The sequence below is a fragment of the Fulvivirga lutimaris genome (assembly GCF_009711525.1).
Classification (GTDB): Bacteria; Bacteroidota; Bacteroidia; order Cytophagales; family Cyclobacteriaceae; genus Fulvivirga; species Fulvivirga lutimaris.
Window position 1 is genome coordinate 15,900 of the sequence record NZ_SMLV01000390.1, and the last position, 11,395, is coordinate 27,294.

The window sequence follows — 11,395 nt, forward strand, 5'->3', positions numbered from 1 at the left end:
CCATAAAATTTAAATGAAAATATTAGTTTGTATAACCCATGTGCCAGACACAACATCGCGCATTGCTTTCACAGATGGTGATAAAAAATTTGATGCTAATGGTGTTCAGTTTATCATCGGACCCTATGATGATTATGCTTTGGCTAGAGCGGTTGAATTAAAGGAGCAGTCAGGGGGAAGCATTACAGTATTAAATGTTGGTGGTGCAGAAACAGAACCTACGTTACGTAAGGCCTTGGCCATTGGTGCTGATGATGCTATTAGAATAAATGCAGAACCAACGGACTCATTATTTGTAGCGTCTGAAATAGCACATGTTGCTAAAGATGCGGGTTATGACTTGATATTAATGGGCCGTGAATCTATTGATTTCAATGGAGGTATGGTACACGGAATGGTAGGTGAAATTTTAGGAATTCCTTCAATTTCTCCGGTAATGACTTTAGATATTGATGGTGATACTGCCAAGATGGCTAGAGAAATCGAAGGTGGTAAAGAGATGCTTGAGGTTAAAATGCCATTGGTTGCAGGATGCCAGGAGCCTATTGCAGAATGGAAAATACCAAACATGAGAGGTATTATGTCTGCAAGAACAAAACCTTTGAATGTGGTTGAGCCATCTCAGAACCAATCAGGTACTACACTTGATAAATTTGAGTTGCCACCTGCTAAGGGCGCTGTGAAAATGGTAGACGCTGATAACGTTGCCGAATTGGTTAATTTATTGAAAAATGATGCCAAGGTCATTTAATCTAATTTATTCACAAAGAAATTAAGAATATGTCATCAATATTAGTTTTCGTTGAAAGTGCGGAAGGACAAATAAAAAAGACATCGCTTGAGGCTGTTGCTTATGCTAAAGGAATGGGTGGTGATGTTACAACTATAGCTTTTGGTACTGAAGTTTCTGATTCAGAATTACAAGGATTGGGTAACTATGGTGCTTCAAAGGTATTGCATGTAAAGGACGACAGATACAATAAAGGAGTTATCCAGGCTTATGCTTCAGTAATAGCTGATGCTATGAATAAGGAAGGCGCTGATGTTTTAGTATTAGCTAATTCTTCGTTAGGTAATCCTGTTTCTGCAAGAGTTGCTGTTAAAGTAGATGCAAGTTTAGTTTCGAATGTTACTGAATTGCCAGATACATCTGCAGGTTTTAAAGTAAAAAGAAGTATTTATACTGGTAAGGCTTTTGCCAATGTAGAGCTTACAAAGGATAAGAAGATTCTTGCCATTAAAAAGAATGCTGCTGAAGTAAAAGAAGTTGGTGGAACAGCAACTGTAGAGGCATTTGCAGGTTCAGCTGCCGATAGTGATTTTAGCACAAACATTACTAAAACTGAAAAGGCTACAGGTGAGATACTATTGCCGGAAGCAGAATTAGTAGTTTCTGGTGGTCGTGGTTTGAAAGGGCCTGAAAATTGGGGTATGATTGAGGAGTTGGCAAAAGTATTAGGTGCTGCTACAGGTTGTAGCAAGCCAGTATCTGATATGGATTGGAGACCTCACCATGAGCACGTAGGGCAGACAGGAGTAAAAGTAAGTCCGCAGTTGTACATTGCTGTAGGTATTTCTGGTGCTATTCAGCATTTGGCAGGTGTTAATTCGTCAAAAAACATAGTAGTAATAAACAAAGACCCTGAAGCGCCATTTTTCAAGGCGGCTGATTATGGTATAGTTGGTGATGCTTTTGAGGTTATTCCTAAATTAACAGAAGCCATTAAGGCAGCGAAGTAGAGATTTGTGGATAAGATACGCTTAGAAATATTAGGACTTTCTTCCAGTCAATCACAGTCAGGTTCATTTGCTCTTGTGCTGGGTGAAACTGAGGGAAGTCGTAGATTGCCCATCATTATTGGTATGTTTGAGGCTCAGGCCATAGCTATTGAAATAGAAAAAATCATTCCTAACAGGCCAATGACACATGATTTGTTTAAATCATTTGCGCATAGCTTTTCTTATAAGGTGGAGGAGATTATTATCTCTGACCTTAAAGAGGGAGTTTTCTTTGCCAAAATAGTCTGTGCCGGAGATGGCCCCAAAGTTGAGATTGATGCAAGACCTTCGGATGCTATTGCTATTGGCCTTCGTTTTGACGCTCCAATTTACACTTATGAATCTATTCTTGCAGAGGCAGGTATTGTGCTTACTGATGAGAATGATGATGATATTAGTGAAATTAAGAGCGAGCTGCAATCGAAGGTGAAGAAGGAGAAAGAAGAGGTGAAGAAAAGTGATAGCGGTTTCAAAGATATGTCTGTTGACAAGCTCAATGAACTTCTTAATGAGGCGATTGAAAATGAGGACTACGAAAAGGCTGCGAAGATCAGAGACGAACTTAGCAGAAGAAATTAAAACAAGAATACTAGGCTGGTAAGTTGCTTATCAGCCTATTTTTATGCCCAAATTCGATGGATTACATAAGAGGTTTGTTAGGTCTTGCAGTGTTAATAGGCATTGCATATTTGTTTTCTAGTAATAAGAAGGCCATTGATTGGCGCTTAGTCGGTATAGGTATACTCCTTCAGCTGATATTTGGTGTACTCATTACCAAAGTTGAGTTTGTTGCCACTAGTTTCGATTGGGTGAGCGATGTCTTTGTAAAGTTCTTGAGCTTCTCTACAGATGGAGCTCAATTTCTCTTTGGAGATCTCGCAACAGATAAACTGGGATTTATTTTTGCCTTTCAGGTACTCCCCACAGTTATCTTCTTTTCTACTGTTTCTACCGGTTTGTATTATCTTGGAGTATTACAAAAAGTGGTTTATGGTATTGCCTGGATAATGGCTAAAACTATGAGATTGTCTGGTGCTGAGAGTTTGTCGGCAGCCGGTAATATATTCCTAGGGCAGACAGAAGCACCATTGTTGGTAAGACCATTTGTAAAAACAATGACCACCTCAGAGCTCATGTGTCTTATGACTGGAGGTATGGCTACCATAGCTGGTGGTGTTTTGGCTGGTTATGTTGCCTTTTTAGGAGGTGATGATCCTGTAGAACGGTCAAAATATGCTGCTTATCTGCTGAGCGCTTCTATTATGAATGCACCTGCGGCCATAGTGATTGCTAAAATGGTAATTCCAGAAACCAATAAGGAAGCTATTGATTCCAACCTTAATGTCTCTAAGGATAGTATGGGTGTAAACCTGATAGATGCTTTGGCACATGGAGCATCTGAGGGAGTGAAGCTAGCTATTAATATAGCAGCAATGCTGTTGGCGTTTATTGCAATCATTTTTGCTATTAATTGGGTGCTAGTTGACGGTATTGGAACTTTTGACGGGATCGAATATTTGAACTGGCATTTTACTTCATTAAATGAGATTGTGTCGAGTTCTACAAACGGAGTTTTTGATGGTTTTTCTCTTCAATATATATTGGGTCAATTGTTCAGACTCTTTGCCTTTGTGATGGGTGTAGAGTGGGCTGAAACCATATCCGTGGGTAGTTTGCTTGGACAAAAGATAGTGATCAATGAGTTTGTTGCCTATTTGAGCCTGGCTGACATGAAGATGTCTGGTGGACTTAGTGAAAAATCAATTGTAATCGCCACATATGCGTTATGTGGATTTGCTAACTTCAGTTCAATCGCCATACAGGTGGGAGGAATAGGAGTGATGGCCCCAAGCCGACAGGGTGATTTATCAAGATTGGGCATGCGTGCACTTTTTGCAGCAACCATGGCCACCATGATGACGGCTACTATTGCAGGAGCTTTGTTTGGGTGAACAACAACTATATAAGCTTTAAACAAAAAGGCCCGCTCAATTGAGCGGGCCTCTCTACTTAACTAAAAACTACTTAACTATCTAATTATGAAACGATTTCCCTAATCTTGGGAGCCGCAGCCATAATATCTTCATTGGCAAATTCTGCGAACTTCTCGAAGTTCTTATTAAATGCCTCAGCCAGTTGATTGGCCTTTTTATAATATCCTTCATCGTCATTCCATGTTCCTCTAGGGCTTAATACCTCGCTAGGTACCCCCGGACAAGAAGCCGGAATAGCTACATGGAAAACAGAATGATTTGAAAATTCTACATTATCTAACTCTCCATTCAATGCTGCAGTAATCATGGCTCTGGTGTATGATAACTTCATTCTTGAACCTTTACCATATGGGCCGCCAGTCCAGCCAGTGTTGATCAGCCATACATTAACCCCTGAGTCTTGCATTTTCTTGCTTAACATCTCAGCATATTTAGTAGGGTGTAATGGCATAAAAGGTGCTCCAAAGCATGCTGAGAAAGCTGTTACAGGCTCAGTGATTCCTGCTTCCGTTCCAGCCACCTTAGCGGTGTACCCAGATATGAAATGGAAAGCAGCTTGACCGGGTGTTAACTTAGAGATTGGAGGCAAAACACCGTAAGCATCGCAAGTAAGGAAGAATATGTTCTTCGGGTTGTGGCCAATAGATGGCTTTGCAATATTGCTGATATGATCAATCGGGTAACTTACTCTTGTGTTCTCAGTTTTAGAACCGTTTTTGAAGTCAACTTCACCGTTATTGATTACTACGTTTTCGAGTAAGGCACCTTCTTTAATAGCGTTATAGATATCTGGCTCTTTTTCTTCAGATAGATCAATCACCTTAGCATAACAGCCGCCTTCAAAGTTGAAAACACTGTTTTCATTTGACCAGCCATGCTCATCATCGCCTATTAACTGTCTATTAGGGTCTGCAGATAACGTTGTTTTACCAGTACCAGATAATCCAAAGAAAATAGCAGTATCTCCATCCTTACCCATGTTTGCAGAGCAATGCATAGAGAGTGTGTTTTTCAAATGAGGAAGTTCAAAGTTAAGTGCTGAGAATATTCCTTTTTTAATTTCTCCAGTGTATCCTGTTCCACCTATCAGTGCAATCTTTCTCTTGAAATTAAGGATAGCGAAGTTGTGCTGTCTTGTGCCATCAACTTCAGGGTTTGCTTTGAACCCTGGCGCATTGATTACAACCCAGTCCGGAGAGAATGATTTAATTTCTTCTTCTGTAGGTCTAAGAAACATGTTATAAGCAAACATGTTCGACCATGAGTATTCGTTTACTACTCTGATGTTTGTTCTGTAATTATCATCAGCACAGGCATATGCATCACGTACATATATCTCTTTGCCAGATAGATAATCTGTAACCTTATTATATAATGCGTCAAATTTATCAGCATCAAAAGGGATGTTGATATTCCCCCACCAAACAGAATCTTCTGTAATTTCATCTTTAACTATAAATCTGTCCTTCGGAGATCTACCTGTGAATTCACCGGTATCCACAGAGATTGCCCCTGAGTTAGTTCTGGTTGCCTGTCCTAAATCAACGGCAATTTCAGCAAGCTTCTTTGGAGATAAATTCCAGTGAGCAGTTGCATCTTTGATTCCCAACGCTTCTACAGATGCATTCTCTGATTTTACGCCTATTTCCTGCATGATACTGTTTTTGTTTTGTTATGTGTTACTTGAAAATAAGACTGCAAAAGTAGTAAATAAATTAGTTGGGCAATAGTATAAAATGATATTTCAATCGTTTGCGATGCAAATTTAGGCATATGTGTGTCTAAGGTGTTTATGGCTAAATGTTTATTTGTTTATATAATCTAACAATAGTAGCTTTAGCGGTATTTTTTAAATGAAAACTTAATTATATGTCATCAATTACAATAGATCATCCAGATCATGGTGCTAATGGAAAGCAGCTGTGGGGGCACCCGGTCGGACTTTATTTTTTATTTGGAGTAGAGATGTGGGAGCGTTTCAGTTATTATGGAATGCGAGCTTTACTTACACTTTATTTGGCGGCTCCATTAATTGATGCTAACCCCGGATTGGGGTGGGATTCTGAGCGCACGTTAAAATTTTACGGTCTGTACACTATGTTGGTTTATTTATCTACTATTCCTGGTGGTTTGATAGCTGATAGACTTCTTGGTCAAAAGAAAACTGTTTTTATAGGAGGAGTACTCTTATGTATTGGTCATACAGTCTTGGCGATAGAAACAATGTGGGCGTTTTATACGGGTATCGCATTTATTATAGCGGGTGTTGGTGGTTTGAAATCAAACATATCTACTATGGTAGGTGGTTTGTATAGGCCTGGTGATGATAGAAGGGATAAGGGTTTTTACATATTTTATATAGGAATTAATTTAGGAGCATTTTTTGGCGCTATAGTCACCGGATACTTAGCGGCTAAGTATGGATGGCACTGGGGTTTTGGTGCAGCTGGTGTTGGGATGCTTTTAGGGCAGATTATGTATGTTTTTGGACAAAGGTATTTGAAGGGTGTTGGTGAATTTGAAGGTGCAAAGGACTCAGTGAATAAGGACTTAATGAAAAAGCCTTTAACTAAAATTGAGAAAGATAGAATGCTAGTGTTATTCCTGTCTTTCTTAATAATTATTGTGTTTTGGGGTGCTTTCGAGCAGGCTGGTGGTTTAATGAACCTTTATGCGCAAAATAAAACAGATAGATTTATCGGTCTAATTAATTATGAAATTCCTGCGGCCATGTTTCAATCTGTTAATGCTTTCTTTATCATAACACTGGCTACAGCTGTTGGCTCATTTTGGTTCTGGTGGAAGAAGCGTGGCAAGGAATCATCATCACTATTCAAGATGGCTGTAGGTGTAATCATAATGGCTCTTGGCTTCTTATTTATGAGCGGAGCTTCTTGGCAATATGCTGAGACAGGTTCTTCTGCAATGTATTGGTTAGTGTTAGCATACCTGTTGCATACCATTGGAGAGTTATGTGCTTCTCCCGTAGCATTGTCATTCATTACTAAATTGGCTCCAGTCAAGTATGCTTCATTTATGATGGGAGCTTATTTTGCTGCAACAGGCTTGGGTAACTATGTTGCTGGATGGGTTGGCTCGTATTCTGAAAAGGCAGGTGAGTTTGAAATTTTCACTGGGATATTTATTTTCTGTACTCTTTTTGCAGTTTTAGTTTTACTAATACTCAAGCCGTTAAAGAGGTTGATACATGGTGCTGAGGATGGTGGTGTAGACGTGGCAATCGAAGATGAGGGCTACTCCAGACCGGATAAAGCTGAATAATATTGAAGAGATATTTTAAAAGGAGTTCTAAATGGAACTCCTTTTTTTTGGTTATTAGTTCAGCAATATCACAAAAATTATTACCTTACTCCTAATAAATAATCTAATGTGAATATTAGCACTTTTGACATAAAGCATAAGTACGACCTGTTTATTAGCAAGAAGACCATTTATAGCTATTTGGGTAGTCTTACACAAAAAGAGCTGGACCACATTTTAGAAAGGCTGGAGGCAGCATTAAGCAATTCTTTATCATCCAGGTTAGCCATTAAAAAAATATATAACATTCTTGTTGAAGGGGTTCAAAACATCTTCGGATATTTAAGGAACCAAGCCAGTAGTGATGAGCTTTTGGAATCATTTGTTTTCGTTAATGAGGCGGAAGGTGGATATAAGATTATAACCGGTAACTTCATGCAGAAGCAAGATATTAAAAGCATTGAGGCTAGAATACAAATTGTGAATTCTTTAGATCCCGATGAGCTTAAGGATCTGTATAGGGGTGTACTTGATATTGGAGGCACATCTGACGGGGGAGGAGCAGGATTAGGGTTTATTGATATGGCTAAAAAGTCAAACGGTGAATTGATTTACAATTTTGACGAAGTAGATGATAAACATGTGTTTTTCACACTAGAGATGAATGTAGAAGTTTAATAATATAAGTTTGAATAAAGAGATTTAAATAGGATATGGATAATTATACATTAACACCAACACCAAAGACACCGAGATTATATTTTAATAGTCAGTCTGGGGATTTTGAAATTTCTGGGCGATCGATTCCTGAAAACTCAATTGAGTTTTATAGACCACTTATGGAATGGTTGGATAATTATGTGACTTCTCCAAGTAGCAGCACCAAACTGACTATTAATCTGGAATATTTTAATACAAGCTCTTCAAAATGCCTTGTTGAGGTATTTAGAAAGCTAGAGAAGATTAATGATAGTTCGGAGGTTAAAATCTTCTGGCACTACGAAGAAGAAGATGAAGATATGCAAGAGTCAGGAGATGACTTTAGAAAAATCATCAAAGTGCCCATTGAGCTTGTTGTGATAAAGAACGACTGATCTTAAATGGATCATCATATACAAAAAAAGCCCGGACGTATAGTCCGGGCTTTTTTATGGTTTGAGATGTGAATTACATCATACCTGGCATGCCGCCACCACCTGGCATTTGTGGCATAGCAGGTTCATCTTCCTTTATGTCTGTCACCACTGCTTCAGTAGTCAATAACAATCCAGCGATTGAAGCTGCATTCTCTAAAGCAAGTCTTGTAACTTTTGTAGGATCGATAACTCCAGAAGCGATCATATTCTCATAAGAGTTGTTTCTAGCATTAAAACCGAAGTCTTTTTTGCCTTCTCTTACTTTCTGAATAACTACTGATCCTTCCATTCCAGCATTTTCAACAATAGTTCTTAGAGGAGACTCAAGCGCTAATCTTACAATGTTTACACCAGTAGCCTGGTCTTCATTCTCAGTAGCCACTTTCTCTAGAGCTTCGATTGCTCTGATAAGTGCAACACCACCACCAGCAACTACACCTTCTTGTACAGCAGCTCTTGTAGCGTGAAGAGCATCATCTACTCTGTCTTTCTTCTCTTTCATTTCTACTTCAGTAGCAGCACCTATGTAAAGGATAGCTACACCACCAGAAAGCTTAGCAAGTCTTTCCTGAAGCTTTTCTTTGTCGTAATCAGAAGTAGTATTTTCTATTTGTTGCTTGATTTGATTTACTCTTGCAGTAATATCAGCTTTTTTACCAGCACCGTTTACGATAGTTGTATTGTCTTTGTCGATGTTGATTTTCTCAGCAGTACCTAAGTACTCAAGAGTAGCTTTCTCTAAGCTATAACCTCTTTCTTCAGAGATTACCGTTCCACCAGTTAATACAGCAATATCCTCAAGCATTGCTTTTCTTCTGTCACCAAAGCCAGGAGCTTTAACTGCAGCGATTTTCAGTGCACCACGGATTTTGTTAACCACTAATGTAGCAAGTGCTTCACCGTCAACATCCTCAGCAATGATCAATAAAGGCTTTCCAGTTTGAGCAGTTGCTTCAAGGATTGGAAGCAATTCTTTCATTGAAGAAACTTTCTTGTCATAGATCAAGATGTATGGGTTCTCCATTTCAGCTTCCATCTTGTCAGCGTTGGTTACGAAGTAAGGAGACAAGTAACCTCTGTCAAACTGCATACCTTCTACAGTTCTTACTTCAGTTTCAGTTCCTTTAGCTTCTTCAACAGTGATAACACCGTCTTTCCCAACTTTATCCATAGCATCAGCAATCATTTGGCCGATTTCGCTATCGTTGTTTGCAGAGATAGTACCTACCTGAGCAATTTCGTTAGAGTTTTTGATGTTTTTAGACTGAGACTTAAGGTTTTCAACAACAACGCTAACTGCTTTGTCGATACCTCTTTTTAAGTCCATTGGATTTGCTCCAGCAGCTACGTTTTTGATACCGTGAGCGAAGATAGATTGAGCAAGTACAGTAGCTGTAGTAGTACCGTCACCAGCATCATCTGCAGTTTTAGACGCTACTTCTTTAACAAGCTGTGCACCCATATTTTCAACTGCATCTTCTAATTCTATTTCTTTAGCAACAGATACACCATCTTTAGTTACGTTAGGAGCACCAAATTTCTTGTCAAGAATTACGTTTCTTCCTTTTGGTCCTAATGTTACTTTTACGGCATCTGCCAACTTATCTACACCTTTTTTTAGTTTGTCTCTAGCTGATGTGTCGAAAGATATTTCTTTAGCCATTTTTTTGGTTATTTAGTTTTACGTTAAAATTTAAAATAATCAAGATTAAACAATCGCAAAGATGTCTGACTCTCTCATGATTAAGTATTCTTTGCCATCTACTGTGATCTCAGTTCCAGCATATTTACCATAAAGAACTTCGTCACCTGTTTTTACAGTTAGGGGCTCATCTTTTTTACCATTACCAACAGCAATTACTTTACCTTTCTGAGGCTTTTCTTTAGCTGTGTCAGGAATGATAATACCTGATGCTGTTTTTTCTTCAGCAGCAGCAGCTTCTACTAGAACTCTGTCTGCAAGAGGTTTGATGTTTACTTTTGACATTTTTTTATAAGTTTAAAATTAAACGTTTACATGTTTCTAAGCCCTATTTATCAGTTTTTGTGCCAACGTTTGATTGGTGCTAAATGCAGCCAAAATTGCAGTGTAAAGTAGGTTGAGGAAGTATCGCTGTGTCAGATGTGACACTATATTACACTTGCTGTCATGGCAACTTGTCAGTGTTATAGTTATGGCTTTTATAAAAACAATGCGTAAATTCTCTTATTGATTAAAATGGACTTACTATGGAGAAGCTAAATAATGACTGGTTAACCGATGGATTGATTGATTTTGAATACAAGAAATACACCTTGCTGGCATATTTTCAGGAGGTCAGAAAGTCGTTCAATAAGGTGGAATTATATCCTGTATTAAACGAACTTATTCAGCATTACGACAATCTGAATAAGCTCAAAGAAGGAAAGGACTCTATAGAAAGTAAATTTCCAAAAGAGGTAAATGGTCTTGATGTGGCCAGGCTAAAGATATTTTATAAGCAGATGCTTCACGATGATGAGATTATGAAGGAGCTAGAGGATATTGTAGAGTATGCATTACCTATGTTTAAAGGCACGCTAGAGGAAGGTAAGGAAATATATGAGTTTGTAGAAACACAATGCGAAGTAATACCTATAGGCTTGCTGCCACTGTATACTGATGAGGGGTATTTCTTTTTAGGCAATCCCACAGGAGAGCTCACAGTGCACAGATATCAAATGATGAAATTCGAAAGTCCAGCTCAGACCTATAGAGGAATTAATACCACCCGAATAGACAAGATTAATAAAGGGATAGGGGAGACATTTGAAAACTTGAAATTGAACCTGATCAAGAAGTTTGCAGACTTACCGAACCCAGCGACTTATCTTATACAATCAAAAATGATTTTCCCTTATCAACCTACTTTGGTTCCTATTGCTAAGCGGTTGTTGATAAAACATATATCTACAGCATAAAAAAAGCCTGACAATTAAATTGTCAGGCTTTTCAATAATATCTTTTTTTAGTTGATACTATCTGATCCAGATAAATCTTCCAGAGATTCAGAACCGGCATCATCTGTTGATTCTTCAACTCCACCTAAATCTAATGCTGGTGTTACTTGCTCTTCCTGAGCTCTGTCAATGAATGGGTCTGTGCCACCGTTTCCTGTATTGTCTATTAGGTTAGTGCCTATAGATAAAGCGAATATGGCAATTATGAATCCCCATGTTAATTTCTCTAACAAATCTCCAGTCTTT

11 protein-coding genes and 1 pseudogene are annotated in these 11,395 nt (G+C 38.5%); 8 read left to right on the forward strand and 4 right to left on the reverse strand.

All coding sequences use genetic code 11. From position 1 onward, the window contains the following. Positions 1–13 precede the first annotated feature (13 nt). Genes E1140_RS12550 through E1140_RS12565 form a run of 4 tightly spaced genes read left to right on the forward strand, consistent with a single transcriptional unit; the run spans position 14 to position 3,731 of the window. Positions 14–751, forward strand: a complete 738-nt coding sequence (locus E1140_RS12550) for an electron transfer flavoprotein subunit beta/FixA family protein (protein WP_155184131.1) — start codon at positions 14–16, stop codon at positions 749–751. 29 nt (positions 752–780) lie between these two features. Continuing rightward, positions 781–1,740 (forward strand): electron transfer flavoprotein subunit alpha/FixB family protein, encoded by a 960-nt coding sequence (locus E1140_RS12555; protein WP_155184134.1) that lies wholly within the window; start codon positions 781–783, stop codon positions 1,738–1,740. Between the two features lie 6 nt (positions 1,741–1,746). After that, the gene (locus E1140_RS12560; protein WP_185153563.1) at positions 1,747–2,358 is read left to right on the forward strand and encodes a bifunctional nuclease domain-containing protein; all 612 of its coding nucleotides are present in this window, start codon (positions 1,747–1,749) and stop codon (positions 2,356–2,358) included. Between the two features lie 56 nt (positions 2,359–2,414). After that, a complete protein-coding gene (locus E1140_RS12565) occupies positions 2,415–3,731 on the forward strand; it encodes a NupC/NupG family nucleoside CNT transporter (RefSeq protein ID WP_155184137.1) in 1,317 nt (438 codons plus the stop codon). 85 nt (positions 3,732–3,816) lie between these two features. Here E1140_RS12565 and pckA read toward each other — a convergent pair whose 3' ends face one another. Continuing rightward, positions 3,817–5,427, reverse strand: coding sequence for a phosphoenolpyruvate carboxykinase (ATP) (pckA, locus tag E1140_RS12570; protein ID WP_155184140.1), 1,611 nt, complete (start codon positions 5,425–5,427; stop codon positions 3,817–3,819). A 215-nt stretch (positions 5,428–5,642) separates the two neighbouring features. On the opposite strand from pckA, the gene E1140_RS12575 reads away from it, so the two are divergent. From E1140_RS12575 to E1140_RS12585, 3 genes are all read left to right on the forward strand, one after another. Beyond that, positions 5,643–7,055, forward strand: coding sequence for a peptide MFS transporter (locus E1140_RS12575; protein WP_155184142.1), 1,413 nt, complete (start codon positions 5,643–5,645; stop codon positions 7,053–7,055). Positions 7,056–7,163: 108 nt separating this feature from the next. Next, entirely contained in the window at positions 7,164–7,712 is a 549-nt protein-coding gene (locus E1140_RS12580; RefSeq protein WP_155184145.1) for a SiaB family protein kinase, read from the forward strand. A 35-nt stretch (positions 7,713–7,747) separates the two neighbouring features. Beyond that, positions 7,748–8,128, forward strand: coding sequence for a DUF1987 domain-containing protein (locus E1140_RS12585; RefSeq protein ID WP_155184148.1), 381 nt, complete (start codon positions 7,748–7,750; stop codon positions 8,126–8,128). Positions 8,129–8,201: 73 nt separating this feature from the next. Here E1140_RS12585 and groL read toward each other — a convergent pair whose 3' ends face one another. Both groL and E1140_RS12595 read right to left on the reverse strand, forming a co-directional pair. Beyond that, a complete protein-coding gene (gene groL / locus E1140_RS12590) occupies positions 8,202–9,833 on the reverse strand; it encodes a chaperonin GroEL (protein WP_155184151.1) in 1,632 nt (543 codons plus the stop codon). 45 nt (positions 9,834–9,878) lie between these two features. Next, positions 9,879–10,157, reverse strand: coding sequence for a co-chaperone GroES (locus E1140_RS12595; RefSeq protein ID WP_155184155.1), 279 nt, complete (start codon positions 10,155–10,157; stop codon positions 9,879–9,881). Positions 10,158–10,399: 242 nt separating this feature from the next. Here E1140_RS12595 and E1140_RS12600 point away from each other — a divergent pair, with 242 nt between their 5' ends. Further along, positions 10,400–11,110 (forward strand): hypothetical protein, encoded by a 711-nt coding sequence (locus E1140_RS12600; RefSeq protein ID WP_155184158.1) that lies wholly within the window; start codon positions 10,400–10,402, stop codon positions 11,108–11,110. A 47-nt stretch (positions 11,111–11,157) separates the two neighbouring features. On the opposite strand, the pseudogene E1140_RS21505 reads toward E1140_RS12600, so the two are convergent. Next, a pseudogene (locus E1140_RS21505) lies at positions 11,158–11,395 on the reverse strand (preprotein translocase subunit SecG); the annotation flags it as partial.